The 26,978-nt window shown below is 69.0% G+C and carries 27 protein-coding genes; 5 read left to right on the top strand and 22 right to left on the bottom strand.

What is annotated here, in order from left to right:
- The first annotated feature begins 1 nt into the window (after position 1).
- Positions 2–853, top strand: coding sequence for a nucleoside triphosphate pyrophosphohydrolase (mazG, locus tag ACOOGH_RS02945; RefSeq protein WP_420447491.1), 852 nt, complete (start codon positions 2–4; stop codon positions 851–853).
- Positions 854–872: 19 nt separating this feature from the next.
- Here the strand turns inward: mazG and ACOOGH_RS02940 are convergent, their stop codons facing one another.
- The 10 genes from ACOOGH_RS02940 to ACOOGH_RS02895 all read right to left on the bottom strand — a co-directional run bounded on the left by ACOOGH_RS02940 (position 873) and on the right by ACOOGH_RS02895 (position 10,945).
- Positions 873–1,583: a gamma-glutamylcyclotransferase family protein gene (locus ACOOGH_RS02940; RefSeq protein ID WP_420447490.1), complete on the bottom strand. Its 711-nt coding sequence runs from the start codon at positions 1,581–1,583 to the stop codon at positions 873–875.
- A complete protein-coding gene (locus ACOOGH_RS02935) occupies positions 1,580–2,539 on the bottom strand; it encodes an alpha/beta fold hydrolase (RefSeq protein ID WP_420447489.1) in 960 nt (319 codons plus the stop codon). Before ACOOGH_RS02935 ends, ACOOGH_RS02940 begins: the two co-directional genes overlap by 4 nt.
- 19 nt (positions 2,540–2,558) lie before the next feature.
- Entirely contained in the window at positions 2,559–3,032 is a 474-nt protein-coding gene (locus tag ACOOGH_RS02930; protein ID WP_420447488.1) for an MOSC domain-containing protein, read from the bottom strand.
- A 48-nt stretch (positions 3,033–3,080) separates the two neighbouring features.
- On the bottom strand, positions 3,081–3,719 hold the full coding sequence (locus ACOOGH_RS02925; protein WP_420447487.1) for a hypothetical protein: 639 nt from the start codon (positions 3,717–3,719) through the stop codon (positions 3,081–3,083).
- A gap of 74 nt (positions 3,720–3,793) precedes the next feature.
- Positions 3,794–4,537 carry a metallophosphoesterase gene (locus tag ACOOGH_RS02920; RefSeq protein ID WP_420447486.1) on the bottom strand — a complete coding sequence of 248 codons (744 nt, stop codon included), beginning with the start codon at positions 4,535–4,537 and terminating at the stop codon, positions 3,794–3,796.
- A gap of 131 nt (positions 4,538–4,668) precedes the next feature.
- Positions 4,669–7,455 carry a M14 family metallopeptidase gene (locus ACOOGH_RS02915; RefSeq protein WP_420447485.1) on the bottom strand — a complete coding sequence of 929 codons (2,787 nt, stop codon included), beginning with the start codon at positions 7,453–7,455 and terminating at the stop codon, positions 4,669–4,671.
- A gap of 117 nt (positions 7,456–7,572) precedes the next feature.
- Complete coding sequence (locus ACOOGH_RS02910; RefSeq protein ID WP_420447484.1) at positions 7,573–8,196, bottom strand: hypothetical protein; 624 nt, start codon at positions 8,194–8,196, stop codon at positions 7,573–7,575.
- Positions 8,197–8,258: 62 nt separating this feature from the next.
- Positions 8,259–9,209 (bottom strand): threonine ammonia-lyase, encoded by a 951-nt coding sequence (locus tag ACOOGH_RS02905; RefSeq protein ID WP_420447483.1) that lies wholly within the window; start codon positions 9,207–9,209, stop codon positions 8,259–8,261.
- A complete protein-coding gene (locus ACOOGH_RS02900) occupies positions 9,206–10,390 on the bottom strand; it encodes a trans-sulfuration enzyme family protein (RefSeq protein WP_420447482.1) in 1,185 nt (394 codons plus the stop codon). The genes ACOOGH_RS02905 and ACOOGH_RS02900 overlap by 4 nt, the downstream gene beginning before the upstream one ends.
- Before the next feature lie 93 nt (positions 10,391–10,483).
- Positions 10,484–10,945, bottom strand: coding sequence for a YybH family protein (locus ACOOGH_RS02895; RefSeq protein ID WP_420447481.1), 462 nt, complete (start codon positions 10,943–10,945; stop codon positions 10,484–10,486).
- Between the two features lie 154 nt (positions 10,946–11,099).
- Between ACOOGH_RS02895 and ACOOGH_RS02890 the strand changes: the two genes are divergently transcribed.
- Positions 11,100–11,726 (top strand): DUF2911 domain-containing protein, encoded by a 627-nt coding sequence (locus tag ACOOGH_RS02890; protein WP_420447480.1) that lies wholly within the window; start codon positions 11,100–11,102, stop codon positions 11,724–11,726.
- A 93-nt stretch (positions 11,727–11,819) separates the two neighbouring features.
- Here the strand turns inward: ACOOGH_RS02890 and ACOOGH_RS02885 are convergent, their stop codons facing one another.
- Entirely contained in the window at positions 11,820–13,919 is a 2,100-nt protein-coding gene (locus tag ACOOGH_RS02885) for a S9 family peptidase (protein ID WP_420447479.1), read from the bottom strand.
- 191 nt (positions 13,920–14,110) lie between these two features.
- Here ACOOGH_RS02885 and ACOOGH_RS02880 point away from each other — a divergent pair, with 191 nt between their 5' ends.
- On the top strand, positions 14,111–14,551 hold the full coding sequence (locus tag ACOOGH_RS02880; RefSeq protein WP_420447478.1) for a hypothetical protein: 441 nt from the start codon (positions 14,111–14,113) through the stop codon (positions 14,549–14,551).
- 37 nt (positions 14,552–14,588) lie between these two features.
- A complete protein-coding gene (locus ACOOGH_RS02875) occupies positions 14,589–15,821 on the top strand; it encodes an IS256 family transposase (protein WP_420438216.1) in 1,233 nt (410 codons plus the stop codon).
- Positions 15,822–16,005: 184 nt separating this feature from the next.
- On the opposite strand, the gene ACOOGH_RS02870 is transcribed toward ACOOGH_RS02875, so the two are convergent.
- From ACOOGH_RS02870 to ACOOGH_RS02850, 5 genes are all read right to left on the bottom strand, one after another.
- A complete protein-coding gene (locus ACOOGH_RS02870; RefSeq protein ID WP_310757173.1) occupies positions 16,006–16,215 on the bottom strand; it encodes a cold shock domain-containing protein in 210 nt (69 codons plus the stop codon).
- A gap of 249 nt (positions 16,216–16,464) precedes the next feature.
- Positions 16,465–16,986, bottom strand: coding sequence for a GNAT family N-acetyltransferase (locus tag ACOOGH_RS02865; RefSeq protein WP_420447477.1), 522 nt, complete (start codon positions 16,984–16,986; stop codon positions 16,465–16,467).
- 17 nt (positions 16,987–17,003) lie between these two features.
- Positions 17,004–17,513: a TlpA family protein disulfide reductase gene (locus tag ACOOGH_RS02860; RefSeq protein WP_420447476.1), complete on the bottom strand. Its 510-nt coding sequence runs from the start codon at positions 17,511–17,513 to the stop codon at positions 17,004–17,006.
- Positions 17,510–18,175, bottom strand: a complete 666-nt coding sequence (locus ACOOGH_RS02855; protein ID WP_420447475.1) for a hypothetical protein — start codon at positions 18,173–18,175, stop codon at positions 17,510–17,512. Before ACOOGH_RS02855 ends, ACOOGH_RS02860 begins: the two co-directional genes overlap by 4 nt.
- Positions 18,172–19,602 (bottom strand): M24 family metallopeptidase, encoded by a 1,431-nt coding sequence (locus tag ACOOGH_RS02850; RefSeq protein ID WP_420447474.1) that lies wholly within the window; start codon positions 19,600–19,602, stop codon positions 18,172–18,174. Before ACOOGH_RS02850 ends, ACOOGH_RS02855 begins: the two co-directional genes overlap by 4 nt.
- 173 nt (positions 19,603–19,775) lie before the next feature.
- On the opposite strand from ACOOGH_RS02850, the gene ACOOGH_RS02845 reads away from it, so the two are divergent.
- Positions 19,776–20,030 carry a hypothetical protein gene (locus tag ACOOGH_RS02845; protein ID WP_420447473.1) on the top strand — a complete coding sequence of 85 codons (255 nt, stop codon included), beginning with the start codon at positions 19,776–19,778 and terminating at the stop codon, positions 20,028–20,030.
- A 51-nt stretch (positions 20,031–20,081) separates the two neighbouring features.
- Here ACOOGH_RS02845 and ACOOGH_RS02840 read toward each other — a convergent pair whose 3' ends face one another.
- Genes ACOOGH_RS02840 through ACOOGH_RS02815 form a run of 6 tightly spaced genes read right to left on the bottom strand, consistent with a single transcriptional unit; the run spans position 20,082 to position 26,972 of the window.
- Positions 20,082–20,486: a DUF1761 domain-containing protein gene (locus ACOOGH_RS02840; RefSeq protein WP_420447472.1), complete on the bottom strand. Its 405-nt coding sequence runs from the start codon at positions 20,484–20,486 to the stop codon at positions 20,082–20,084.
- Between the two features lie 3 nt (positions 20,487–20,489).
- Positions 20,490–22,466: a CocE/NonD family hydrolase gene (locus tag ACOOGH_RS02835; protein WP_420447471.1), complete on the bottom strand. Its 1,977-nt coding sequence runs from the start codon at positions 22,464–22,466 to the stop codon at positions 20,490–20,492.
- Positions 22,463–23,866 carry an MmgE/PrpD family protein gene (locus ACOOGH_RS02830; protein ID WP_420447470.1) on the bottom strand — a complete coding sequence of 468 codons (1,404 nt, stop codon included), beginning with the start codon at positions 23,864–23,866 and terminating at the stop codon, positions 22,463–22,465. Before ACOOGH_RS02830 ends, ACOOGH_RS02835 begins: the two co-directional genes overlap by 4 nt.
- Entirely contained in the window at positions 23,863–25,401 is a 1,539-nt protein-coding gene (locus ACOOGH_RS02825) for a tripartite tricarboxylate transporter permease (protein WP_420447469.1), read from the bottom strand. The genes ACOOGH_RS02830 and ACOOGH_RS02825 overlap by 4 nt, the downstream gene beginning before the upstream one ends.
- A gap of 10 nt (positions 25,402–25,411) precedes the next feature.
- Entirely contained in the window at positions 25,412–25,948 is a 537-nt protein-coding gene (locus ACOOGH_RS02820; RefSeq protein WP_420447468.1) for a tripartite tricarboxylate transporter TctB family protein, read from the bottom strand.
- A gap of 31 nt (positions 25,949–25,979) precedes the next feature.
- Complete coding sequence (locus ACOOGH_RS02815) at positions 25,980–26,972, bottom strand: Bug family tripartite tricarboxylate transporter substrate binding protein (protein WP_420447467.1); 993 nt, start codon at positions 26,970–26,972, stop codon at positions 25,980–25,982.
- Between the last annotated feature and the right edge of the window lie 6 nt (positions 26,973–26,978).

Genomic DNA, 26,978 nt, shown 5'->3' with positions numbered 1-26,978 from the left:
CATGCAGAAGCCAACCGCCACCACCGACCTTGAGAATCTCCACGCCGACGAGGTGCGCGAAGGGGACGAGACCCTCGCCCGCGCCCTCGCGCTCGTCCGTTTCCTGCGCGTCCGCTGTCCCTGGGACGCGAAGCAGACGCCACAGACGCTCCGCCCGTACCTCCTCGAGGAAGCGCACGAGGTCGCGGACGCGATCCGGGCCGGAGACGACGGAGAACTCTCCGACGAACTGGGCGACCTGCTCCTCAACGTCGCTTTCCAGATCGTGCTCGCCGAAGAGCGTGGCGCCTTCGCCACCGCCGATGTCGTCGAAGCGCTGGAGGCGAAGATGGAGGCCCGCCATCCACACGTGTACGGCGATGCGGAGGCGCCGCCCGACTGGGAGTCGCTGAAGGCGGCGGAGAGAGAGGCTCGGGACGATCCCTTCCACGGGGTGTCGGGCGGGCTCGATCCGCTCAGCCGCGCCGCGCGCGTCCAGGAGCGAATGGCCGGGTTCGGGTTCGACTGGCCCGATCTCGCGGGGCCCATGGAGAAGGTGCGTGAGGAGACGGCGGAACTCGAGTGCGCCGCCGCCGCAGATGAGCCCGAGTCTCCCGCCTCGTCCGCGCTGCGCCGGATGGGGGATGCAGGCACGGATGTCGTCGAGGAGGTGGGGGACCTTCTCTTCGCGGTGGTGAACGCCTCGCGGTGGGCCGGCGTTCACCCGGCCAACGCGCTTCTCGGCGCGGTCGAGAAGTTCGAGCGCCGCTGCCGGCGCATGATCGAACTGGCGGAGAGCCGCGGCCTCGAGTGGAAGAACGCGGATCTCGCGACTCTCGACGCGGTGTGGGAGGACGTAAAGGCCGACGAATAGCGGCCCGGCTTGCCGCCGCTCAGGCGGGGGCGCTCTCCGACGCGCGGCCCGACCGGGGCGGAAGGTCCGTCAGTTCATAGATGTTGCAGACCTGCCACGCGGTCTCGCTTCCGGCCCCGGTTTTCGTCTTCGCCTCAACCTTCATCTCCACGGGCGCGAGGATCCGCCGGTACGCCGCGCCCTCGAAGGTATCCAGCCGCTCCCAGGCGTCGGGAAGCGAAAGACTCTCGAACACCTTCACCACCACGCGGTCGCCGGAACTTCCCGGGACGAACCCGGGATAGCCCTGCCGCGCCGCCCAACCGCGATCGTGAAGCGTGCCCTCGACCGTCCCCTCGACCCAGCGCCCGGCGAGTTCTGCCATGTGGTGATGGTTGTTCTCGCCGGGGAGGAGAGACCCGTACGCGGCCAGACGCCGCTCCGGGTGGTCGAGCAGGGCCTCGATCAGCCGCTCGAGGATCGGTTCGAGGTATCCGCGCAGCGCCGGGGCGCCGGTTTCCGCGCCCGATTCTCCCAGGAGCGCTTCGAGTTCCGCGAGCGCGCCCACCGCGCCCGAGCCGCGGTCCTCTCCCGGCAGGGCGACGACCAGTTCCTCGAAGCCCGACAGCAGGCTGCCGAGTCGGACGGAACTGTTCTCGGGCGCCAGCCGCGCGTCGTTGAGCCGGGAGAGGGCGCCGCGCAGGAGGGCCGGGTCGCGGATCGGGCCCGGCGACGGGCCGCCCGCGGTCACGGCCCTTCCCGTTGCCGCTGTTGCAGGAACGCCTGCACGCCGGCCCAGAACAGGACCGGTTTCTCCATGAACGGAAAATGCCCCGATCCGTCGACGCGGATCAGGCGACTGTCCGGCAGGGCCTCGTTCATCTCCCGTACCATCTCGCTCGGGATCGGGTCCCGGGCGCCGTACACGATGAGAACCGGGACCTCTATTTCGCCGAGGCGATCCCAGAAGTCGAGCCCCTGGAGCGGCGCCATGAGCAGGCTCGCGACGAGCTGACCCTGGTTCGCGGTCCTCTCGTGCAGGGCGACGCGAAGCAGGCTGTCCGCCACGCTCGCGTCCGCGAACGTTCCGCGGAAGACGTGGAAGAACACTTGGCTGATGGCTTCCGCTTCGCGCGCCGCGAATTCCGGCGTGCCCCGAATCGAGTCGATCGCCGCGAGGTCGGCCGAATCCCGCCTCGCGAGCTGGTTGGCGTCGGTCTGCTCACGAAACCGGCTGCCCGGCTCGACCGGCGCGACGAGGATGAGCGCCGTCAGCCGCTCCGGTCGCTCCAGCGCGTAGAGGAGGGCCGGAATCGCCCCCCACGAGTGCGCAAGCAGCGTGATCTTTTCGCGCTGCGCGACATGTTCGCGGATCCGGTCGATGTCCGTGAGGTAGCGCTCCATCGAGACGCTCGCCGCGTTCACCACGGCCCGCGAACCGCCGAGGCCACGCTGGTCGTAGAAGATGACCTGGTTCGTCTCCGCCAGCGGCCCGAACCACGGACGAAGGTAGGAGTGGTCGAGGCCCGGCCCTCCGTGCATGACGACAACGGGTTCTCCGACCCCGACCGTCTGGTAGAAGAGTTCCGCCTCGAACACGGAGAGCGATCCCGCACGTGTCGGCGGACCCGCTTCGGAGGCCGGCGCGTCGCACCCGGCCATGAGGACCGCCAGGACGGCGAGGACGCAGGGGCCCCGATGGTTCACCGTGCTGCCGGGCCGGCCGTCAGGATTCCCAGGCCACCGCGTCACCGGGCGCGAGCCGGCCGCCCTCGAGCACCATCCCGTACGCGCCCGCGCGCCAGTCGGGCGCCAGCGCCGCCTGCAGTCCGGGCGCCGCCTCCTCCATTCGTTCGCAGGGGAGCGTCTCGCCGCGAATGCGGATGCGACAGCCCGCGATCCGCAGTACCCGGCCCGCCGTCTCGCAGAAGTTGACGCCCCGCACCAGGAGATTGGCCCGGCGGGCATCCGGGTTCACATCGACGCCGATCTCGCGCGTCGCCGCCTCCCACCCCTCGACGTCGAGGAGCGTCACCTGCCGGTAGCCGCCTCGGTCGGCGTTCCCCTCGAGCCCCTTTCCCGCCACGAGCGTGGCTTCCGAAACGGGCTCCATGGGGCCCTGCCGCGCCGACTTGAGCCAGATCCCCTCGAGCCGCGCCGGTCCGGAGCCGGCATTGGCTCCCGCGGTGGACTCAGCCATCGGTCACCTCCAGCGAGGAAAAGTGCAGGTTGAGGCCGTGGTTGACCCTCAGTCCCACGACGCCGTCCACATGCTGTCCTCTCGCGCCGTGCGAAACACTTCCTGCTCGTTGACCCCGAAGATCACCTCATCGCCCGCAGCCTCCACGAAGAGGACATTCTTCGCGGTCGCCGCGCCCTCGCCGCGCGCCGCCCAGGTGACCACCGCCTCGTGCCTGGTCCAGTTGAGGAGCGTGGACGTCCCGGCCCCGTCGCGGCGCTTCACGATCACGCGCCCGTCCGCCCGCACGAGCAGGTACGTGTACGCCTGGCCAGCGCCCTGGAGATCCGCGCCCCCGATGAAGACGCCGAACCCTTCGTTCCGTCCCTCGGGATCGAACAGGAAGACCGTGGACTCGACGCGAAAATCGCCTTCCGCCCGGGTCTCGGGATGGTAGAAGATGCCCGCCGGGCCCGTGGTGACGTGCCAGCCGGGCGGCATCTCCTGGAGGGCCTCCACGCCATCGCCTCCGTGGTCGGTGCGGGCGAGCCAGCCCTCGGGGGGCGGCAGCTTGTCCTCTTGTCCGGCGGCGGCCGCGGGGGCGCCAAACGACAGCCCCAGGCCGGCGAGCGCCACGAACCCGGCGGCGCCGGCGCGGCGCCCCTCTCGGCGGCGTGGCTTCGACTGAGACGGCATGTTCTGTTTCACTCCGGTTTCAGGTTCGGCTTCGGGCCGGCTTCAGGTCTCGACCCGGACTCCAGCCCGCGTCGGCGGCATGATAGTCACTCCGGCGGCGACTCGCAGGACTCGCAGCGCGTGAGCTGGAGCGAGACGACTTCCGGCGGCACGAGGAAGCGCACGCCGAGCCGGCTCGTCCCCACGCCGGTCGTCACGAAGAGGTGCCGTCCGTCCTCCACCACGTGCCCCGCCGCGTACCGGTCCCCGAAACGCGAGGGCGTGATCCCGGGGCCGACGAAGGGGATGATTACCTGACCGCCGTGCGTATGCCCGGCCAGCGTCAGGGAGGCGCGCGGCGGGACTTCGGGGAAGATGTCCGGGTTGTGCGTGACGACGATCACGGGCTCCCCGGGGCGCACCCCATCGAGCGCGTCCGCGACCGAGGGGTGGCCCGTCCAGAAGTCCGCCACTCCCGCGATCCAGATGTCGTTTCCCCGCACCCGTGCCCGCTGGCCCCGGTTGTCGAGTACGGTGATCCCGACGCCGGAGAGCGCTTCTTCCACGCGCTCGGCCGACAGCCAGCGGTCGTGGTTGCCGAGCACCGCGAACACGCCATGGCGCGCGTCGAGGGCGGCGAGGTCCTCGGCGATCTCCTCCGGGGGCACGAAACGGCCGCCCATGACGTTGTCGATCGTCAGATCCCCGGCGATGAGGACGAGGTCCGGGCGCGTTTCGTTCACTCGCCGCACCACGCGACGCAGGTTGTCCCGCCCGTTTCGGGGCGAGCCCACGTGCAGGTCGGCGATGAGCGCGATGCGGGTCTCCTCCCCCTCCGGCCACCCCGGCACCTAGAGGTCCGTCCGGTTGAGGACGAGCCGGCCGGGCTCCCACCAGAACGCCCACGCTGCGAGCAGGGCCGCAGCCGCAAGGAAAATGAGGAGCATCCAGCCCGTCCAGCCGGGACGCGATCGCGGCAGCGCTACGATCCGTCACCCCCGGACCCGCTCCCGTCGCTCTCGTCGTCGTCCTCCTCGGGGGCGGTCCAGAACTCGGGAGACTCCGGCGCGGCGGCGGCGAGTTCACGGCCGTAGAGGGCGGCGTTGAACAGGATGCGGAAGTTCCCGAACGGCTGCCCGCGCCACTGTGGCCGCATGCCCAGGAGCACAACCCGTCCGTCCCCGTGCGCCACGTCGACCGCCGCCGCGTACCCCGCCAGATGCTCCGCTCCCAGCAGGTATCCGGACAATAGCGGCGACCCCTCTTCCGAATATTTCGCCATCACGCGTCCCTCGAACCCTTCCTCCGTCGTGAACACCGGGCTCTGCCCGGCGACGACGGCTGCCCGCTCCGGCATCCCCGCCATCACGGGATGCGACGGGTCGACGATCATCTCCAGGATCGAGCCGCTCTGGAAGTACTCCGCCCGGTCCAGGCCGCCGACCACGTTGCGCACGGGCAGGTGCAGTTCGTCGATCGCGAACAGCGAACTGCGGTTGAGCGTGACGAGCGTGCCCCCGTCCCGCACGAACGCGTCAAGTTCACGCACGCCCTCCGCCCCGATTCCGCCCTCATACCGCGGCGGCACCGAGCCTTTCGCGAACCCGTTCAGGATCTGCCCCCCCGACATGTCCGCCACGATGATCACGTCGTAACGGCCGGAAAGGCCACCGGCGAGGACATCGGCGTTGTAGAGGCTCGTGAAGTCGAACCCGTAGCGCTCGAGCAGCCAGCGCGTCCATCCCTCATCCATGCTCGCGTTCCAGGGGCGATAGAGACCGATCCTCGGCGCACGCAGGTTGACGGCGCCCGAGCCGCGGGTCGCCTGCAGCCCCAGGTCGCGGACGAGTTGCGCCTCGCCCGAGAGCCCGGAGATCGCGTACCGGGCGCCGGTCCCCGGTTCGCCATCCGCGCCGGGCGCCCCCGGCACCCAGGAGACGCGCGCCCCCGCCGCCCACGCCCGGTTCACCGCCTTGAAGGCGTTGTTCTGGGCCGGGTCGACGACGAGCGCTGATCCCCCGCCGGTGACTCGCCCGGGAGGCGGCACGATCGCCGCCGCCACCGGATGCGAATCGAACCCGACGCCGAACGGCGAATCGAACGGCGAGGCATCCTCTACCTCCGCATCCCACGCGAGCGGCTCTCCCAGAAGGGGCTCGAGCGCCTCACGCACCTCCGTGGCGAGCGGGGCGGTCGCCTCGACCACCCGCACGCCCATCTGCAGCGGCAGCGTCCACCCGGACACGTCGTACGGCTGGTCCGGCGGTCCCTCCGGGTATTCGCGCAGGTCGGGATAGTCCTGGATGACGAACAGCTGGCGCACGAAGTGGGCGAATTCCTGGTCCATGCGGATGACCCACGTCCCCGCCGGGTGATCCAGCCCCTGGTGGTTCACCGCCTGCTGAAGCCGGTCGATCTCGATCCCGTTGAAGGCCAGCCGGCGCAGCAACTCGACGGCCGCTACGGGGTCCCGCTGATCCTGCGGCACGAAGTAGGCGTACGGCGGCCCTTCTTCGTACTCGGCGATGATGTCCCGGCCCGCCTGGTAGCGGTTGTAGAGGAGGTCGGTCCGGTACTTGGCCGCCACGTCGAGCACCGAGATCGAGGCGGTGAGCATGTAGTCCACGGCGTCGCGCAGCCGCCACCACCCGCCCTCCCACGGACTCGAGTAGAGCGACTCCGGCCGCAGGTCCCGATCCGAGGGCGGAAAGTCCCCGATCGTGTAGAACCCCGGCGTCGCGTACCTGTAGAGCGCCGTCTCCGTCAGGAACGACACGACGTTGTGGAAGTTGTGCGCGTGATCCATGAAGCCCGGATACCAGTTGTCGAACCCGGTGCCCATGTGCGTCGCGCCGCGCTGTCCCCGCTCCTCGAGCGCCTGCGACATCGCCATTCCGATCAGGTTCACCATGCGCCACATGAGCGGGTGCACGTGCGGCGAGATCGGCTCGGCGAAGGGCGGGATCCAGATCCGCGTCGGGAAGGGCGAACTCTGGTGGTGGTTGTAGAGGATGTGGGGTTCCCACTCGCGCGCCACGCGGGTGGTGTACCGGGATTCGATCTGGTTGATCATGTAGCCGTCCCGGTTGTTGTCGTGCCCGATGTACTTCTGGTAGAGGAAGGGGGCGGGCGCGACCTCGTACGGCGTGCCCACGTTCGAGTGGTACCAGTCCGCGATGAGCGTCTGCCCATCCGGGTTGATGGAGGGCCAGAGCAGGAGGATGACGTTGTCCAGGATCGCCGCGATCTCGGGGTCCTCGTCCCCCGTCACCAGGTCATAGGCGAGCTGAATCGTGTGCTGCGCGTGGGCCACCTCCGAGGCGTGCAGGCCTCCGTCGATCCAGACCAGCGCCCTCCCTTCGGCGGCAAGCCGTCGCGCTTCCTCGTCGGTCAGCCCGCGCGGATGCGCCAGGCGCTGCGCGGTCTCCCTGTGCCGGTCCAGATTCGCAAGATTTTCGGCGCTCGAGACGAGGGCCAGGTACACGGGCCGTCCGAACGACGAACGCCCCACCTCCCGCAGTTCGAGACGGTCGCTCGCGGCGTCCAGCCGCTGGAAGTACTCGATCGACGTCTCGTAGGTGGCGAGATGGAAGTCCGCGCCCACGGCGTGTCCGAGGACGGACTCTGGCGTCGGAATCGATCCCGGCGTCTGGGCCTCGGCTCCGGTACCCGTCGTCCCGGCTCCCAGACCCAGGACTGCAGCCACGGCCGTCGTACGCGCGCGCCGTGAGCATCGCCCCGGCGTCCTCCGCATCCTCAACGTCGTCATCTCCCAACTCCTCCCGCGTCGATCCACGCGTCGACCTTTCCCTCCAGCATGATCATCGGTACGGACCCGTTTCGCAGCACGGCGTGGTGGAAGCGGCGAATGGTCCCCATCCACACTTCAGCGACCTCCAGCTTCGATCCGCGGGGTCTCGTCCTCCGGCTCCTCTTCGCGGGGCCCGAAGCGGACGAGGAGTCCACCGGCGACCGAGGTGACGAACCAGCAGAGCAAGGTCAATATGAGCCCGTCGACCCCGTGCCACGCCGAGACGATCAGCGTCGACACGAACCAGAGGGTAAAGTTCTGGAGCTGGAAGTCGAGCTGGCTGCCCCGCTTCATGCCCTGCACGACCCGAAGCATGAGGTAGATCAGCGTGGCCCCGGACCCCGCGATGGCGCCCGGCAGCGAAGTCGCAAAGAGGAACCCGAAGGCCGTACCGACCGCCCCGCCCACGAGGATGCGGCCGGGAGAGGGAGAGGCCGGGTTGCCGGCGCGGGCTGGAGAGACGACCGGAGGTCGGGGCTCCGGGGCCGGGCCGGGGACGGGCATCTCGCCCTCGATCAATTCGGCGATCGCGGTTCTCGTGGCCTTCGGGTCGATCCCCGCTTCGCTCGCGATGCGCTCCAACTCGTCGACGCTCAGCGAGTCGCCGCGGGCGTCGATCTCGGCCGCGCGTTTGAGGACGAACGAGACCTGGGCGGCGGAGAGCCTCATCGGTGGACCGGAGGCCGGTGGATCAGTCATGCGTCACGCCCCTTCAAGGTCCTTCAGGACTTCGGCGGGAACCCGGCGGAGCCTCGAGGGCCTCATGGCACGCCGCCCTCGAGGATCGTCGCCAGTCTGGACGGATCCAGATTCCCGCCGGACACGATGCAGACAATTTTCTCCCCCTGGACAGCGCCCGACAGAGCGGCCGCGACAGAGGAAGATCCGGCCCCCTCGGCCACGATGCGGTTCCGGGTCACAAGCCGCCGGACCGCCCGAGCGGTGTCCTCGAGGGTGATCTCCACGGAGCCTGCGAGGAGATCCTCGGACAGCTCCCACATGTCCGGCTCGACGTGCGGCCCTCCGATCCCGTCGACGAACGAGGGGGTGTACGGGATCGAGACGGCGCGGCCGGCGCGCAGCGACTCGGCGAACGGAGCCTGCCCGGTGACCTCGGACGCGAACACGGGAACGTCCGGTGCGAGGGCGCGCATCCCGGCCGCGATCCCGCACGCCAGCCCGCCGCCACCGAAGGGGACGACGACGGCGTCCACGTCGGGAAGGTCCTCGATCAGTTCCAGGGCGATCGTGCCGTTCCCGGCCATCACGTCGCGGTCCATGAACGCGTGGACGAACCGCCCTCCCATTCCGTCGAAGCGCTGTGTACGGAAGACCTCGAACCACGAGGCGACGGAGGTCTTCACGGCAGTCGCGCCGAGGCGGTCGATCGCGTCCAGCTTGAGTCGCGGCGCCGTCTCCGGAACGACGACCGAGCACGGGACGCCGAGCCGCCGCGCGTTCCAGGCCACACCCTGCGCCATGTTGCCCGCGCTCGCCGTCCATACCCCTGCCGCCAGCTCCTCGGGTGGAATCAGACCGATCGCGTTGGCCGAGCCCCGGATCTTGAACGAGCCGATCGGCTGCAGGTTCTCCAGTTTGAGCCAGATTTCGGGGCCCTCTTCGACCCCGAGGCGGACCAATGGCGTGCGCAGCGCCGCCGCGTAGACCCGCTCGCGGGCCGCCTCGATTTCCGGCAGGCCGGGGGGTCTCACGCGGAGAGACCCGCCACCGCCCGCGGCAGGCTCGCCAGCGCCCCGGTGAGGTCGGCCGCCAGGTCCTCGGTGTCCTCCAGCCCCGTGGAGAAGCGGATGAGGGCATCCCGGATCCCGGCCCTGGCCCGCTCCTCGGCGGACATGCCTGCATGAACGGCGGCGGCGGGCCGGACGACGAGCGACTCCGGGCCCCCGAGACTGGCCGCGACCATCGGAATCTCCAGCGCGGAAACGAAGGCCTCGGCCGCCTCGACGCCGCCCTCGAGTTCGAACGACATCATTCCGCCGAAGCCATCGAACAGGCGCGCGGCCCGCTCGTGCTGGGCGTGGCTCTCGAGCCCCGGATAGTGGACGACCGACACCGCGGGGTCGGTTTCGAGCAGCGCGGCGAGACGCCCGGCCGATTCGTTCTGCGCACGGACGCGTACGCTCAGCGTCTTCAGTCCGCGCTCCAGCAGAAACGCCGCGTGCGGGTCGAGAGAGCCACCGAGGTGGTCCTGCATCACCTTCACGCGGCGCACCAGGTCGGCCGGCCCGGCCACGCTCCCGGCCACGATGTCGCTGTGCCCGTTCATGTACTTCGTGCAGCTCTCAAGCACGAGATCGAAGCCGATCTCCGCCGGCCGGAAGTTGATCGGGCTCGCGAACGTGTTGTCGATCATCGTCACGAGCCCGTGCGTGCGCGCGAACGCCGCTACCGCCTCGAGGTCCGCCACCTGCACGAGCGGGTTCGTGAGCGTCTCCACGTACATGGCGCGCGTGGTCGGTCTCAACTGGGCCGCCCAGCTCGATGGATCCTGCGGGTCGATGACGGAGTGCTCGATCCGGAAGCGCGGCAGGTCCTGCTGCAGGAAGGCCGCCGTACCGCCGTACAGCGTGTCCTGCACGAGCACGTGGTCCCCCGACGACAGCACCGTGAGCAGCGCCCCCGAAATCGCCGCCATCCCGCTGCCGAGGACGAGCGCCGACTCCGCCCCCTCGAGCGCCGCGATGCGCTCCCCCAGAACGCGATGGTTCGGCGTCGTGCTGAGCCGGATATACCCGATGTCGTGGTAGTCCTCGCCCCGCAACTCATAGTTGGCCGTCTGGTAGATCGGCGTGACGACCGCCCCTTCCGGCCTCGGTTGCTGCTCCCCCGCATGAACTGCGTCGGTAGAAGGTGCTCTTCCCGTGTTCTTCATCGAGTCAGAATCTCCCGCAAAGTTGTCCGTTCACGCGGCCGGGGGCTTCGAGACATTCCCGCGGGAACGTCCGGGCCAATTCGTCCTCCCCCGCTAATCCCACATGACGCGGTGAATACGCCACCCGGTTTCGGTCCGCTTCCACACCTCGAGAAACTTGCCGCTCAGCTCGACATCGTCGGGACCGCGCACCCGGTACGTCCCGTTCGCGAACGCCAGGTCCCCGTCCACCTCGAGGTCCTCGATCGTGAACCGGGCCTCGCTAAGCGGCGCGGAACCGGCCAGCGCGCGCACGATGGCATCGTGCCCCCGGACGACCGGCTCTCCGGAGGGGAGGCGCACCGCGTCCGGCGTGAAGACGTCAGCCACCGCCTCATCCGGCGCCCCGGCAATGAGCGAAGCTTCCCAGCGCCGGGTCACGCGCTCGATCTCCGCGCGCACCGAAGCGGCGTCGGCGGGCTCGCCGGTCGCTCCCACGCCGGACTCCGTGCCCCCACACGCCGCTGACGCGAACAGGCCGCCCACCACGACGATCAACTGCAACGGTTTCTGCATGCGCCGTATTGTATCGGAGCCCGCGTGGGACGGCGACGCGTCCCGCTTTCGGGTTTGCGCGCGCCGCGGTAGGATGCCGGGCGCATTGCAGCAGGGCCTCTCGTGACGATGCAAGGGGCCCGCGCACTTCCCTTGAAACTTGTCGGAGGTATGCATGAACAGGATGGTTCGACCGGTCATCGGTCTTGTCGCGGGCTTGACGCTCGCATTCGCCGTCAGCGCGGAGGCCCAGGATCGCCCCATGAGTCCGCGTGGCGAGGCCTCGACCCAGGTCGGTGGCTCCTTCAACGCGGACGGAGCGTACGAGGGCGGCTCCTGGATCGTCGTGGACTATGGCCGCCCGATCCTGCGCGGCAGGGATCTCTTCGGATCCGGTGACGAGTACGGGCAGCAGTTCCTGCGCGGGGCGCCGCTGTGGCGGGTCGGCGCCAACCAGTCCACGCGCTTCATGACCGAGACCGACCTCATGTTCGGCGGCGAGCGCCTGCCGGCCGGCGAGTACAGCGTGTTCGCCGAACTCTCCGAGAGCGAGTGGACGCTCGTCTTCTCGAGCTGGGGAGCCAAGGACAACTTCCGCGAGGAGAATCCCGACGCGCTGTGGGGCTCCTACGGCTACACGCCCGACCGCGACGTGCTGCGCACCACGATGGATGTGGACGCGATCATGATGTCGGCCGATCAGCTCACGATCTCCTTCATGGACATGACGCAGGAGGGCGGCGTGTTCACGATCTGGTGGGACGACCAGGTCGCGACAGCCTCCTTCACGGTGGCCCGCTGACCTTTCCCTGAAGCAGGGAGGTTGTTGAATATCGGACACCCAGCGGTGCGATATTCAACAACCTTTCGGCCCGACGACTTCCGAGACCCCGCGTCACGACGTCGTGGCAGAGTAGCGGCGGAACCACTCCAGCGTGGACAGCATCTTCCCGATGTGGTGGCTCGGGCGCCGCCGGATGCCGTGCGGCTCGCCCGGGAAGCGCACGAGCGACGTCTCCACGCCGAGCAGCTTGAGCGCCTTGAAGTACTGCTCGGACTCCGACATCGGCGTGCGCCAGTCCTCCTCGCCCGTCACGATCCGCGTCGGCGTCGTCACGTTCTCCACCACACTCAGGAGCGAACGCGACTCGTAGTGTTCGACGTGGTCCCAGGGGAGACCCGGGAACCAGTAGTTGACGCCGTAGGCGGCCATGTCCGCCGTGAGCACGAAGCTGTACCAGTTGATGACGGGGTACCACGAGACCGCCGCCCGGAACCGGTCCGTCCGGCCCACGAGCCACGCCGTGAGGACGCCGCCTCCGCTCCCTCCCACGACGTAGAGCTGTTCCTCATCCACGTAACCCTGGTCGATGACGGCGTCCACCCCGGAGACGAGGTCGTAGAAGTCGTCCCCCGGATACGCGTGGTGGATCAGATTCCCGAACTCCTCTCCGTAGCTCGTGCTGCCGCGCGGGTTCGTGTAAAGGACGACGTACCCCTGCGCCGCCATGAGCTGCTTCTCGAGGTCGAAGCGGGCGCCGTAGTTCGAGAACGGACCGCCGTGGATCTCGAGGATGAGCGGATACTCGCGGGACGGATCGAAGCCGGGCGGCTTGATGATCCATCCCTGAATGGGCCGGCCATCGTGCGAGGACTCGTACCAGATCTCCTCGACCTCGCCGATCTCGCGCTTGGCCATCAGGTCGTCGTTGATGCCCGTGAGTACCCGGACGTCGTCGCCGTGACGGCCCGTCGCAACCTCGGAGAGGACGGCGAGTGTCGTGTAGTTCATCGCGAAGCCGCCGTCCGACGCGACCGAGAAGGTGGCGCCGGCATACGCCCGCCCCATCCCGCCGACATTCTCGGTCAGCACCTGGTGGCCGCTCCCGTCGTCGTCGAGGCGGAAGAGCGCGAGCTTCGTCATCCCCTCGTCGTCGTACAACGCGTACACCCCTGACCCGTCGGGCGCCCACCTCGCGCCGTAGACCTCGCGGTCGAGCCCGCCTGAAATGGAGCGCGGATCGCTCCCGTCGCGGTTCATGACGTAGAGCCGGGTCAGCTGGTAGCCCTGGAAGCGATCGTCCATGCCGAAGTAGGCGATGTGACGCCCGTCCGGGGAGACGATCGGCCCGTCGTCCGGACCCCGGCGATCCGTGAGCTGCGTGGCGCTCCCGTCCGCGACGGAGACCTCGAACACCTCCGTGTCCGCCACGAACACGCTTTCGGTGTCCCCCCCGCGTGGGTCGCGGGACATGACGAGGCTCTCGCCGTCCGGCGTCCACGAGAAGTGTGTACCGCCGATCCCGTTCCCGGCCCAGTGGCTGTCGCCGCTCGTGATCTGCCGCGGCGTCCCCCCCTCGGCGGGGACCACGAAGACGTGTACGAACCCGTGTGGAAGATCGCCCAACTGGTCGAAGCGGTACACAAGCCGCTCGACAACCTGCGCGGGCTCGGCCCACTCTGCGCCCTCGGGCGGTGTCGGCATCCCGCTGATCGTCGGCGCCGGCGCCGGTACCAGCTTCCCGAACGCAATCCGGGTTCCGTCCGGGGACCACTCGAAGGACCGGGGCGGCTCGGTCACGTTCGTGATCGCAGAGGTCTCCCCCGAATCCATCCAGCGTACATGGATCTGCGCGTCCCCCTCTCGGTTCGAGATAAAGGCGAGCCGCGTACCGTCGGGCGACCAGCGTGGCGAACTCTCCGAAAAGTCACCCGACGTCAGCGGTCGATGGCCCGAGCCGTCGGAGTCCACGATCCACAGGTTCGAGAACCGACTGTCCGTCATGACGTCGGCGCGTTGCCGGACGTAGACGACCCAGCGGCCGTCGGGCGAGATCTGCGGGTCGCCCGCGATCTCGACTTCGAAAATGTCCTCCATGCGAAGCGGGCCGGACTCGGCCCCGGCCTGCCCCGCCGCCGGCACGGCGAGGCACAGGAGGGCGGCGGCAGCGAGAAACAGGAGGGAGATTCGGGCACTGCTGAGCGGGGCGGTCATCGGACGCTCTCCGTGGCTGGGATGCGGGGTGCGTTGACACCTGCGGATCATAGGCAGAAGGGGATGGACTGGAACAGCAGTCACCCCAGCGCCGGATGTGACTGGATACCGGTTCGAGCCGTCTTTCGAGGTAGATTCGCGGGCGTCGCCGCCATGCACGACCTTGCACGAAAAGGAGAAACGCCGTGTACGTGACAGCCCGTCGACAGTGGTGCATCGGAGTCATGCTTCTCAGCCTGGCCGCATGCGGTGACAGCGGCGATGGAGTCACTCAGGTGGATCCGGACCAACCGTCGCTCACGGGCACGTGGAACGCGGTACTGCCCACAGGACGGCTGGCGCTCCAGCTACGCGAACGGGATTCCGGAATCGTGACCGGCCAATTCAGCATGACGGTCAACATCGGGTTCTCCGTAACGGGTCAGATACGGGATGGCGATCATCATCATCCCGACGTGTTCCTCCGCTGGTCGGCCCAACTACAGGACGCTTCCGGCGGCAATCTCGTTTCGGACTGTACGATTGAAGGAAGCGCAGGGGATAACGGGATCTGGATCAGAGGTCAGATCGTCTGCACCGAAGCTGAAGGAGTCCTCGAAACGCAAAGCGGGAGTGTGCTGATTTCTGTGTAAATGGCCATGGAGTAGACTCTGGAAGCGGGAGGAGACCATGGCGAGGAAGAAGGATGCGACGGAGCGGGAGGTAGACGAGCTTCTCGACAGCCTGCTGGAGGGCCGCAGCCCGGAAGAGATCATGGGCGGAGGCGGTCTTCTGGAGGCGCTGACGAAGCGGGTGGTGGAGCGGGCGCTGGAGGGAGAGCTCACCGACCACCTGGGCTACGAGAAGCACGCGAGAGAGGGCCGCAACGGCGGCAACTCGCGCAACGGCCGTACGCGGAAGCGAGTGAAGACGGACACGTCGGAGTTCGAGATCGAGGTGCCTCGGGACCGTGATTCGACGTTCGACCCGAAGTTCGTCAGGAAGGGCCAGCGTCGGCTGGGCGGGTTCGACGAGAAGGTGATCGCGCTGTACGCGCGGGGCATGACGACGCGGGAGATCCAGGGTCACCTGAAGGAGCTGTACAAGGTGGAGGTCTCACCGTCGCTGATCTCGGCGGTGACCGACGCGGTCCTGGAGGACGTGAAGGCGTGGCAGGGCCGGCCGTTGGATACGGTGTACCCGATCGTGTATCTGGACGCGATCCACGTGAAGGTGCGTTCCCGGGGCCACGTCCGGACGCACGCGGTCTACCTTGCCCTGGCCCTGACGCTCGAGGGCAACAAGGAGCTGTTGGGGCTGTGGGTGGGCGAAGCGGAGGGGGCGAAGTTCTGGCTCTCGGTCCTCACCGAACTCAAGAACCGGGGGGTCGAGGACATCCTGATCGCAGCGATCGACGGCCTCAAGGGCTTTCCCGAGGCGATCGAGTCGGTGTTCCCGAAGACGCAGGTCCAGCTCTGCATCGTGCATCTGGTGCGCGGCTCGCTCCGGTTCGTCGCCTGGAAGGAGCGCAAGGCGGTCGCCAGGGACTTGCGGGCCATCTACAGGGCTCCGAGCCTGGAGGCGGCCGAGACGGCGCTGGAGGCCTTTTCTCAGCGCTGGGACGAGCGCTTCCCCATGATCAGCCGGAAGTGGCGGGCGAACTGGGCGAACCTGACCCCGTTCTTCGATTATCCGCCCGAGATCCGCAAGGTCATGTACACGACGAACGCGATCGAGGCCCTGAACGCGCAGCTCACGAAGGTGACGAGGAAGCGCGGCGCGTTCCCAACCCCGGAGGCGGTCAGGAAAGTGCTGTACCTTGCGATCGAGAGGGCGTCACAGCGCTGGACCCGGCCCGTTCAGGACTGGACCGGCGCCCTGAACCACCTGTCGATCGTGTTCGAGGGCCGAGTGCCCGTATGAGTGCGAGGGCCATTTACACAGAAATTCTGACAGTCCCCGCAAAGCGGGCCGGTCACCGTCACCATCGGAGGGATCAACGCACCGATCACGCTGAGCCGCCTTCGACTGGGTTAAGAAAAAAAGGGCCGCCCGTCGCCGGGCGGCCCTTTCTGAACTCACCTTACGCCTAGTGGCGGTCGGCAAATCACGCGACGCGGGTCACGTTCTCCGCAGCCGGGCCCTTTGTCCCGTCCGTAACGTCGAACTCCACAGCCTCGCCCTCCTTCAGAGTGCGAAAGCCATCCGCCTGAATCGCCGTGTGGTGTACGAAGCAGTCCTTACCACCCTCTTCCGGGGTAATGAACCCGAAGCCCTTCTGGTCGTTGAACCACTTCACGGTACCTCTCGTACGCATTTCCTACTCCTTCGTTAGTCATGTCGGAGTTCGGTAAACCCGTAGCTGCCGACCGCTGACCTGTTCGACGCGGTCTCCCCCGCGCCAGGGTCGTGGCACCCGCCACGCAGAAAAAAAACAAAGAAAAAGGGGCGACCCGTTGTTGAGAGGCCCCCCCGATCCTGCGATCCTGCCATCTCAATCCGACCGTACCTGGCACCGCCGGGCCCGTCCGGACGCGCGCAATGATCGCCTTTCGACCGCAAAACGTCAAGGGGCGGACCCATCGCGGTCCTCTTCGGTCCCCACGCGGAGGCTGCGCCGCTCGAGCAGAAGCACGTCGCGCCACCGGCCGTCGAGCCTCCCCAGCCGCTCGCGACGCCCCACGCGGCGGAAGCCGGCTCGCTCGTGGATGCGGAGACTCGCCACGTTCTCCGGGAAGATCCCCGCCTGCAGAGTCCAGAGCCCGGCCCGCTCGGAGGATTCGACGAGCGCGGTCAGGAGCCTGAGACCGAGCCCGCCCCCTCGGGCATCCCCCCCCACGTACACGCTCACCTCCGCCACGCCGCCGTACACGCAGCGCCCGGAGACCGGAGCCAGCGCCGCCCACCCCACGATCCGCCCCTCCACCTCGGCCACGAGACGACAGGCGTCGAGGTGACTCGCGTCCCACGTCTCCCAGCCGGGCGCTTCCGTCTCGAAGGTCGCATCACCGGTTGCGATCCCCTCCTCGTAGATCCTTCGCACCGGCCCCCAGTCTTCGGGACGGAGCGAGCGGATCTCGATCGCCATTCTTCCCTGCTCCGGTGCTATTGGGCTTCCGAGAGAACCCTCTCGACGAGCGCCGCGGTTTCCGGCTCGAAGGGGTGGAAGCGGCCGCCCCAGTACGCCCGGATCAGGCCCTCCGCGTCCACCAGCAGCGTGTGCGGCACGCCGGGGTAGAGGTCGAGCGTTTCGGTGAGTCCGGCGCCATCGCCGAGGAAGTTCGGATACGTGATGTCGAACTCCTCGAGGAACCCTTCGACGAGCGCAACGTCCCCTTCATCGATGGAGATCCCGACCACCGAGAAGGGGTCGGCGGCGTACTTCGCGTGCAGCTGCTGAAGTTCCGGCATCTCGTCGCGGCAGGGGATGCACCAGGTCGCCCACAGGTTGAGCACGACGACCTGGCCGTGGAACTGGCCGAGGTCCGCCGGCTGTCCGTCGAGGTGCGTCACCTCGAGCGGCGGGAGTGGACGGTACGAAGCCGGCTCGTCGCCACCTTCACCGCACCCCGCGACGAGCGTCACGACCGCGAGCGCCACCAGCTTCATTCTCATCGCTCTGACTCCATCGGATCCACCATTTCGCGTTCAAAATCCAGGTTCGTGGGCACGGGGAAGACGCCTGGCGGCCGGGAGTACGGCTGGTCCGTGATGACGACCTCCGGCTCCGTCGTGAGCGGCACGTCGTCGGCGACCTCCTCGAAGGAAAGATCGTCCACCCACAGTTCACCGTCGCCCGTGAGCATCGCCCCCATGAGGATCGTAACCCCCTCGGGCGGGATGTCCACGACGATCTCGCGCGTCTCCCACTCCCGCGTGTCCTCGATGCGGCGGTCCTCGCTGTTGTCGAGGGCGAGCATTGCGTACTTGCCCTCCAGGATGCCGTCCACCCGCACCCAGAGGCCGCCGGAATCGACGTCGTCGGCACGCAGATACCCACGAAGGCGCATGCGCTTGCCGCGGTAGGAGGTGGCATCGACAAGCTGGACGCTCGCGACCCATTGGCTGCGTCGCCGGTTCCCCCGCGCCTCGATCCGCATGCTGGACGCCCCGGAATGGGCGACCTCCGCGTCGAGCCTGAGGCGGTAGTCGTCGATGTCCTGTCCGACGAGAACCCACGCGTCGGGCGTCTGCGCGGCGAGTTCGCTCCCGGGCGCACTCGCGAGCGCCGCCAGCGCGAGGGCCGCGGCCGCGGCCGGACCGCGGGTTGCCTTCATCGCGGGATCAGCCAGAGGTCGGTCTGGCGGCCGTCGATGTACCACGTGCGCTCACCGTCGAAGAACGCGTCCTCCTCGAGCATGATGCGGACCGTCTGTCCCCCCCACTCCGGGATCGGGACGGCCGCGTTGAGTTCGATCGAGTGCGCTGTGTTCGGGAAGAGCGGATAGTCGCCGCGCCCCGGCACCCCGCCCTGGTTGTCCCACAGCCCGATCGTGGGTCCGGCCCCGTGCCCGTGGAAGCCGATCGGATGCGTGTAGATCGTCGCGTCGATGCCCTCGGCCTCGGCCTGCGCGAGCGCGCCGGCCAGAATCTCGTTCCCGGAGCGCCCTGCCGCGAAGTTCTCGGTGAGGATGTCCTGTAGACGGTTCCCGGCCGCCAGCGCGCGAACCAGGCCCGGGGGCGCGGCGTCCTCTCCCGGCAGCAGCACGTAGGCATGCTGCTGCGTGTCAGTGTTCAGCCGCAGGTACTTGATCCCGAAGTCCACGTGCAGCAGATCGCCCGGGCGGATCACGTTTTCGTCCGGACGGGCGGAGAAATCCCCCTCCCCTTCCCTCGCGCCGCCCGACTTCTCATGGCGCTGCACGGAGACGCTGGGCTGGAACCAGGTCGCGAGCTTGAGTTCGAGGATCCGCTCGCGGTACCACCACACGACATCCTCGGTCGTCGTGACGCCCGGCTGAATCACCTTCGCGCTGAAGCCTTCGGCGATGATCCGGTGCGCGATCCGCACGATCTGCGGATAGACCTCCATCTCCTCCGGCGTCCTCGTCTCGAGCCATCCGATAGCGAGCCTCTCGGCCGGGACGACCCGCTCGCGGTACTTGGCGGGGAGCGCCTCCATGAAGCCGTCGTACTCGGTGCCCGTGAGCCCGTCCGCGAGGGCGAACGTATTGGAGCGATTTACGGAGATCCGCTGCGGATCGCGCTCCGCGATGACCTCGGCCACGCGCCCCCACTGGTCCGGCTCGCTTTCCGGGTCCCACGCGCGGGGAAAGGGGCCGATGTCGTACCGGGCCACCGCGAGCCGTTCGAGCGGCTGCCCCGGCCCCCGGTCGTGGAGGATGAGGACGGTGCGGCGGCGGGCGGCCATGTACGTGGAGGGCAGCATCGTCTCGATGACGGGATCCTCGTTGTACTCGCGCGCGGCGACGATCCAGAGGTCGACGCCCTCGCGCCGCATGATCTCCGGAACGACGGTCTCGAGGCGCCGCTCCAGCCAGCGGTCGATGACGGCGGCCCGCTCGCGCAGGGGCAGGATGACGGGCATCGCCCCGTCCGTGCGCTGGGCGTCCGCGAACCCGCCGTGCGGCGGCATGGCCGACTGGGCCGTGGCCTGCGACGGACAAAGGGCCGCGGCCAGCACGAGGAGGAGACCGGCCGGCTGCACCCGGGAGCCTAAGGAGCGTGGTGTCGAAACGCGCATCTCGAATCTCCGTTGGAATGTGGAACGGTCTGAACTTACCGAATCCACTCGCGCGCGGGAGAGGGCCCGGGCGGCGCGGATGCGGAGTAGAGTGAAGCCGGAGGGGGAATGGCGGAAACGGCCCCCGGCCCGGCATCGTAGGATCTTCCAGCCCTGGACCGGAGGAATGCCTGATGAAGAAGGTGGATTCGGATCTCCTGCCGGAACTCTATTCCCGGCAGGAACTGGACAAGGCCCGCCGCCGATACCGCCTCGTCGGCCGGATCGAGGGAGTCGCGGCCGCCGTCCTCGCGGGGACGATCTTCAGCTTCCTGGGCTGGATTCCGACGGTCCTCGTGCTTGGCGTCGCCGGCTACCTCATCTACCGCTTCGTCCTGAAGCCCCGGAAGTCATCCAAGCCCGAGTCAGCCGGGGACGATCTGACGTAGGAACGCCGACGGTTGGGGTGCACCGGACCGGTTGTGGTGCCCCGGACAGGATCAGCGCCAGACAGCGAGGAGCACCGCCTGCGCGATGAGGGCGACGGCGTTGTAGCCCAGGCTCAGGAAGAAAATCCCCGGCTTCCGCTGCTCGTAGGCCACGCCCTGGTATCCGACGTTGAGAACAAACCCGATCGTGACCAGAAGGCCCACGTGGACCCCGATCATGGCGCCGGAGCCGCCCATCACGGCGAGAAGCTGCGCCAGGACGTAGGCGGTGACGAGCGAGAGGACGAAGCTCCCCCCGTGCGTCTTCACCGGATTGAAGTCCTTCTGGATCTCCTCGGCGGTGGTCTCCATGAGCGAGAGCCACTGTTTGCCGAAGATCGGACCGTACCACAGGAAGCCGACGACCAGCGGAATGATTCCGGCGACGAGGACGGCAAGCCAGTTGACGTCGTGCACGGTCTATCTCCTTTGAAGCGGAAGGTGGACAGCCGACGGGCGGGCGGCGGCGTGGTGGATCGTGTTCTCGGCCGCGACCATGCGCGTGTGGCGGCCGAGCGGTTCGCCCGTATTCGGGTTCACGTCGAAGCGCGGATAGTTTGAACTTGAGATTTCGAGCCGGATTCGGTGGCCGGCCTGGAAGACGTTGGCCGTCGGGAAGAGCCGGATCTCCATTTCATGGACATCCCCGGGCGTCATCAGCGTCTCGGCCTCCCGCGAGTCCCGGTAGCGGGCGCGGAGGATCCCATCGGTGATGTTGAGGTCGAATCCCTCCAGATAGTCCTCATTCGGGGGATAGACGTCGACGAGCTTGGCGGTGAAGTCGGTGTCCGGAGCGCTCGACGAGGCCCACAGCCTGACGGTGACCGGGCCGATAACCTCCACAGCCTCGGCCAGGGGTTCGGTCTCGAACACGAGCACGTCGGGACGGTCGGCGGTGCGGCGGCCGTCCACCTCGGAAGCGAAGAAGCCGTTCTCGGAACCGCCCTCGAGTGACCTGAACGTGCGCTCGCGCTGGTCGTAGCCACCCCGCTTGAGCGCGCCGGAAAAGGCGCCCCCGATCGTGGGCACGGGGTGCTCGGGATCGTAGGTGTAGGCCGTCGATCCCTCGTCCGCGGCGGGTGCCTCGCGCGTCAGTGTGCCGCCCGGACGGAGGTAGAAGGGCGTCGCTTCTGTATCCTCGAGCGGCCACGCGTCCGCGGTGCGCCACTCGCCACCGTGGAAGAGGCGTCCGTTCTCGTCCCGGCGGCCGTCGCCGCCCCCCATGACGAAGATCGTGACCGGACCGGCGGCCTCCCCCGCCAGCGTGCCGTCATCCTCGAACAGGTCGTTCGCGCTCTGCCCCCGGAGGTGCCGGTCGAACCAGCGCAGGTGGAACTCGCGCGAGAAATCCTCGACCGCGGCCTCCGCCCCGAACTCGATGTCCCCGGCATGGGAGCGGCTGTTCCCGCCGTGCGTCCACGGGCCCATGAGGAGCGTCATGGGCGAGGACTTTCTCTGCGACAGTTCGACGAAGCTCTGGATCGTGCCCGGCGCGTAGGAGTCGTACCAGCCGCCCACATGCAGCATCGGAATATCCGACGTCTCGTCGTAGTACTCGACCCAGTTGCGGCCTATGCCGCGGAAATAGTCGTCATAGTCGCCGTGGTTCTGCATGGTGAGGTAGTAGTCCTCGAAATTCGGGGCGACGGAGAGCGGGTTTTCCCCCTTCTGGAAGGGCGTGTCCGGGAACCAGTCCGACGGCGGCTCCTCGGCGAGCCGGAGGCGGATCTCCGGGTCGTCCGCCACCGCCGCGAGCTGGAGGTGGGCCCAGCCGAGCTGCTGTCCGAGCTCTAGCGCGCCGTGGTTGCGCACCTTGTGCGTCCAGGAGTCGGAGAGGCCCCCCATCGTGAGCACGAGCGTCCGGAGCCCCGGCGGGTTCAGTTTGGCGGCGTCGGCCTGCGTGTGCGCGCCGTAGGAGGTGCCCCACATGCCGACGGACGGTTCCGCGTAGTCGAGCCCCGTGATCCACTCGATGGTGTCGTAGCCGTCGGGGGCGTCGAACTCGTGGTACTTCTGGAAGGTGCCCTCGGAGGCGTAGAGTCCGCGCGTGTCCTGCACGACGACGACGTAGCCGTGCGTCGCGAACCAGCGCGCCTGGTCCACGAGACCGCGCGAGGTCTTGTCGTACGGGGTCCGGTGGAGGAGGACGGGAAACGGCTCAGCGATGGGCTCGTACTCGCGGGAGGGCCGGTAGACGTCGGTCGCGAGACCGATGCCATCGCGCATCTCCACCATGAGATCGGTCTCGACCTGGAGCGCGTCGTATGGGCCGCGTCCCGCCGCCGCGGCCGCCGCGTCGAGCCCCGCCTCCAGCGCTTCTTCGGAGCGGGAGGCATCGCCGCAGCCCGTGAGGCACAGCGCTCCCAGCAGTGCGAGGGCACCGCCAGCGCGCCTCACGCCGGGACTCCGGCCGGGGCCGTCGAGAGCGCGTCCACCAGGTCGTCGATGTGGCCCAGGTCGTCCACGCGTTCGAGCCGGTCCAGCGCCGTGTTGATCTGCGCGTCGTCCATCACGAGGCTCGCGCAGTCGCGGAACTTGCCGTGCAGTTCGTCCCGCGTGAGCGGTCGCTCCGGCCCGCCGGGATACGTGTCCGCCTCGGTGTGGAGCTCGCTGCCATCGCGGAGCCGGACGTCGATCGCGCTTCGCATGCGGTCGTAGCCGCGGGCGTCGATCTCCTCGTCGAACTCGACCGTGACCCGGTTCATCATCTCCGCCGCCTCGTCGGAGAGGACGAAGTCGTCGTGGAACTCGCGGATGCCGGCCCGGCGGCGCAGGACAATGCTCGAGAGGACGAAGGGGATGCAGAACTTCGCCTCGAGTTCGTTGTTCGGGCGGGGATACCGCAGCGGGTTCAGGATGTTGTGCCCGGCGCGGAAGGTGATGTGCGCGATGTCGTCGGGCGCGAGGTCGTGTTCGGTGACGAGTTCGAGCATGGCAGCCATGCTGGGGTGGCCGAGGCTCCCGGACGGAAACGGCTTCACGGAGACGCCGGGATCGAGCAGGGTGTACGGCGAGCCGAGGGTGCCGACGAGTCGCTCGGCCTCGAAGCCGCCGCCGAAGACGCGGAAGAAGCCCCACGGCGCCTCGAGCGCGTCGTGCCCCGCGGTGAAGCCGCGGGTGGCGAGGTCGACCGCCAGGATGCCGTTCTCCGCGGCGCGCCCCGCGTGCAGCGGCTTGGTCATCGTGCCGAACCCGAGCCGGATCCCCGACGAGAGGCTGGCGGCGATGCCGAGCGCCATGGCGAGGTCGTCCGCCTCCAGGCCGGCCAGCTTCGCCGCCGTCGCGCAGGCGCCCAGCGTGCCGATGGTCGCCGTCGAGTGGAAGCCCTCCATGTAGTGCCGGGGGGCGATCGCCTCGGCGATCTTGCACTCCACCTCGAAGCCGATGAGGAAGGCCTCGAGGAACTCCGCCCCCGTCGCCCCTTCCCTCTCCGCCATCGCGTAACCCGCCGAGAGCGGCGCGACGGTAGGGTGCGTGAGGAGTCCGAAGATCCGGTCGGGCGCGTTCGAGAGCTGTGTGTCGTCGAAGTCCATCGCATGGCCCGCCGTCCCGTTGGCGCGCGCCGCGAGCGAGGCCGGGGCGCGTACGTCCGGCGGTCCCAGGACCGTCGCCTGCGCATTCCCGCCCTGCACCGCGATCTGATCCTGGACGATCCGGGCACAGGCGTCCGTCGACCCGGCGAGGATCACGCCCGTCCCGTCGGTGACGCAGCGCCGTCCCTCGGACAGCAGCCGCGCCGGGAAACCGTCAATCGTCGTCTCGAGTATGAAGTCGATGACCGCGCGCGTCGCGCTCACTCGTGCTCCTCCTGCCCGGGTTCGTGGTCGTGTGTGTCGGACACCGGCTCGGGCCCTCGCGTCCTCGCGGAGATCAGACGGCTGCGGACTGCCGGGGCCGCGAAACTCACCACCGCCAGCAGGAGCAGCACGAGGCTGATCGGACTCTCCAGGAAGACCGAGTGCGATCCCGAGGACAGGCTCAACGCCCGCCGATAGTTCGTTTCGATCATGGGACCGAGGATGAGGCCGAGCACCGCCGGCGCCAGCGGGTAGCCGCCCCGCAGCATAGCGAAGCCGACGAGCCCGAAGAAGAGGGCCGCCCACGCGTCCGCCGCGTTGCCGCGCAGGGCGAAGACGCCCACGAGCGAGATGGCGACGACGAGCGGCATGAGGATCGACGGACGGAGCCGCACGACGCGTGTCCAGAGGGGGATCCCCAGGCGTCCCACGGCGAGCATGAGAAGCACCGCCACCACGAATCCCGCGTACAGCGCGTAGACGAGTTCGGAGCGCTCGGTCATGAGCAGCGGGCCGGGCGCCACCCCCTGTACCGTGAGGCCGCCGAGCAGCACCGCGGCGCTGGCGGAACCTGGGATCCCGAGCGCGAGCAGCGGGATCATCGCCGCCCCCACGCAGGAGTTGTTCGCCGCCTCCGGGGCCGCGATCCCCGCCGGGATGCCCGTCCCGAACCGCTCCGGCGTCTTCGAGACCCGCCGCTCCTCGTTCCACGCCACGATGGAGGCGATCGTCGCGCCGGCGCCGGGGATGGCTCCGATGATGCCCCCGATGGCAGAGCCTCGCAGAATCGTGCGCCACAGGCCGAACAATTCGCGGGCCTTCGGGAGGGCGCCGGCGATGCCGCCTCCGGGGGGCGTCGTCCTGCGCCGGCCGGTCACCGCCTCCAGCGCCTCGGCGATCGCGAAGAAGCCGATCAGCATCGGCACGAGCCCCAGACCGTCCATGAGCGCGTTCGTGCCGAGGGTGAGCCGCGGCGCCCCCGTGAGCACGTCGAGCCCGACGATGAAGAAGAGGAGTCCGAGCAGCGCGCTCACGATCCCCTTGAACGGGTCCTTCCCAACCAGGTTCGCGACGATCGAGAGCCCGAACACGCCGAGTCCGAAGTACTCCGCCGGTCCGAAGGCGATCGCCGCCCGCGAGAGCGGCCCGAGCGCCAGCACGAGAAGCACCGTCCCCAGCAGGCCGCCGCTCATGCTGGAGAAGAGGGAGATCCCGAGGGCGCGCCCCGCCTCGCCGCGCCTCGTCATGGCGTAGCCGTCGAACGTGGTCGCGAGCGCGGGCGAACTTCCGGGCACGCCGATCGCGATCGCCGTGATCGAGCCGCCGTACTCCGCCGCCATGTAGATCGAGACCATCATGAGGAGCGCCGGCGTCGGGTCGAGCGCGAAGGTGACGGGGAGGACGAGCGCCAGTCCCACCGTCGAACTCAGCCCGGGCATGGCGCCCGCGAACACGCCGAGGAGGCTCCCCGCGAGGAGGGCCGCGAGGTTTCCCGGCTGGAGCGCCGTCAGGAGGCCGTCGAAAAAGGCGGACACGGGCGGCGGGTCAGAGCCCGGTCGGGAGCGGCACGCCGAGCGCGACCATGAACACGAGGTAGATAAAACCGGCAAAGCCGACCGGCACGGCGACGAGCGCCACCCGCGACCGCTCGCCCGTCAGCCACATGAGCCCGGCGACGAGGAGCGGCACCGACAGGACGGTCCCGAGCCACGGCCAAACGAAGAGGAAGACCGCGATCCACGCCACGCCCAGCCCCAGGCGGACGCCCCGGCGGGCCCCGACGCCCGGGACGACGTTCCCGCGGGAACGTCTCGCGTCCGCCGCGGCCTCTGTAGCGGCCTCTGTATTGGCGCCTGGCTCGGCGACTGGCTCGGGGTCGGGCGGCGCCTCCGGCCGAGCGGACCACGGGCGAGCGCGGACCGCGAGCCAGACGGCACAGCCCAGGATCAGCACGGCGAGCAGGCGCGGGAAGAAGGCCGGGCCCGGCGCCCCTTCGGCCAGCGATCCGGGGTAGGAGCGAGAGTCCAGCAACACCCCAGCCGCCACGACCGCCAGCAGCCCGGCCTCCGCGAGGCTGCGCATCGGCGCGTCCCCGCGCGGGGATGCGGCAGGGCTACTCATCCAGGATGCCCAGCCGCCTCAGCATGTCCCGGCTCGTCGCCACCTCCTCGGCCATCCAGGCGCCGAACGCGTCCGCGTTCTCCATCGTCGCGTAATCCAGCGCGGCGCGTTCCATGTATTCGCGGAACCCCGGGTCCTCGATCGCGGCCATCAAGCGCGCGCGCAGATCTGCGCGCACTCCCGGATTCAACCCCGGCGGTCCTACGACCCCACGCCAGTGGACGGGCTGGAGATCGTACCCCTGCTCCGCGTAGCTCGACGTCTCCGGCAGCGCCTCGACGGGAAGCGCGACGCCCAGCACCCGCATCGTCCCCGCCCTCAGGTGCTCGCGCACGATGTTGTAGTTCGTGTGCGCCGCGTCCGTGTGCCCGCCGAGCGCCGCCACCACCGCGTCCGCCGACCCCTCATAGGCGATCCAGCGGATATCCGGATCTCCCGCCGCGGCCCTCAGGCGGGCGAAGCCGAGGAAGTGGGCCGACGCCGCCCCGAATCCCGCCATCGAGACCTCGCCCGGCCGGGCATGGGCAGCCTCGAACAGGTCACCCAGCGTGCGAAACGGGCTGTCCTCCCGCACCGCGATCAGGAAGGGGTCGATCTGGATGCGGAGGATGGGCGTGAAGTCTTCCGGGGAGAACGGGATGCGCCCCGTCGCCATGTTCACGGTCCCGCTCGCCGTGAAGACGCCGAGCACGTGCGGGTCGCCCTCCCGCCCCTGCAGGTACTGCATGCCCGCGGCGCCCGCCCCGCCCTGTCGCGTCATGACGGTCACGCGCTCGCCGTCGAAGTGCTGCGGCGCGGCCTCGGCCAAGGCCCGCGAAAGGAGGTCGGTCGGTCCGCCCGGCGTCGCCCACGACACGATCTCGATGGGACGGCTCGGGAACGCCGCCTCGCCTCCGGATTGCGCACAGCCGGCTGCCGCGAAGGCCGCGGCGGCCAACGCGAGTTGACGTGCGGATGATGGCCTGGACCATCCTCTGACATTCATGGAGGG

Source organism: Candidatus Palauibacter sp., from assembly GCF_965213655.1.
Lineage (GTDB): Bacteria > Gemmatimonadota > Gemmatimonadetes > Palauibacterales > Palauibacteraceae > Palauibacter.
Note: the sequence above shows the minus strand (reverse complement) of the source record. Positions and strands in the feature narration are given on the sequence as shown.

Bases quoted from the DNA above. Each gene is read 5' to 3' on its own strand.
- ACOOGH_RS02895 (WP_420447481.1), bottom strand. From the start codon at position 10,945: ATGCAGAAACCGTTGCAGTTGATCGTCGTGGTGGGCGGCCTGTTCGCG.
- ACOOGH_RS02815 (WP_420447467.1), bottom strand. From the start codon at position 26,972: ATGAATGTCAGAGGATGGTCCAGGCCATCATCCGCACGTCAACTCGCG.
- ACOOGH_RS02865 (WP_420447477.1), bottom strand. From the start codon at position 16,986: ATGGCGATCGAGATCCGCTCGCTCCGTCCCGAAGACTGGGGGCCGGTG.
- ACOOGH_RS02855 (WP_420447475.1), bottom strand. From the start codon at position 18,175: ATGAAGGCAACCCGCGGTCCGGCCGCGGCCGCGGCCCTCGCGCTGGCG.
- ACOOGH_RS02900 (WP_420447482.1), bottom strand. From the start codon at position 10,390: ATGAAGAACACGGGAAGAGCACCTTCTACCGACGCAGTTCATGCGGGG.
- ACOOGH_RS02915 (WP_420447485.1), bottom strand. From the start codon at position 7,455: ATGACGACGTTGAGGATGCGGAGGACGCCGGGGCGATGCTCACGGCGC.
- ACOOGH_RS02930 (WP_420447488.1), bottom strand. From the start codon at position 3,032: ATGGCTGAGTCCACCGCGGGAGCCAATGCCGGCTCCGGACCGGCGCGG.
- mazG (WP_420447491.1), top strand. From the start codon at position 2: ATGCAGAAGCCAACCGCCACCACCGACCTTGAGAATCTCCACGCCGAC.
- ACOOGH_RS02885 (WP_420447479.1), bottom strand. From the start codon at position 13,919: ATGACCGCCCCGCTCAGCAGTGCCCGAATCTCCCTCCTGTTTCTCGCT.
- ACOOGH_RS02820 (WP_420447468.1), bottom strand. From the start codon at position 25,948: ATGCGCAGCCTCGCGGAGGCCGGGCTGCTGGCGGTCGTGGCGGCTGGG.
- ACOOGH_RS02875 (WP_420438216.1), top strand. From the start codon at position 14,589: ATGGCGAGGAAGAAGGATGCGACGGAGCGGGAGGTAGACGAGCTTCTC.
- ACOOGH_RS02860 (WP_420447476.1), bottom strand. From the start codon at position 17,513: ATGAGAATGAAGCTGGTGGCGCTCGCGGTCGTGACGCTCGTCGCGGGG.
- ACOOGH_RS02850 (WP_420447474.1), bottom strand. From the start codon at position 19,602: ATGCGCGTTTCGACACCACGCTCCTTAGGCTCCCGGGTGCAGCCGGCC.
- ACOOGH_RS02845 (WP_420447473.1), top strand. From the start codon at position 19,776: ATGAAGAAGGTGGATTCGGATCTCCTGCCGGAACTCTATTCCCGGCAG.
- ACOOGH_RS02870 (WP_310757173.1), bottom strand. From the start codon at position 16,215: ATGCGTACGAGAGGTACCGTGAAGTGGTTCAACGACCAGAAGGGCTTC.
- ACOOGH_RS02890 (WP_420447480.1), top strand. From the start codon at position 11,100: ATGAACAGGATGGTTCGACCGGTCATCGGTCTTGTCGCGGGCTTGACG.
- ACOOGH_RS02910 (WP_420447484.1), bottom strand. From the start codon at position 8,196: ATGACTGATCCACCGGCCTCCGGTCCACCGATGAGGCTCTCCGCCGCC.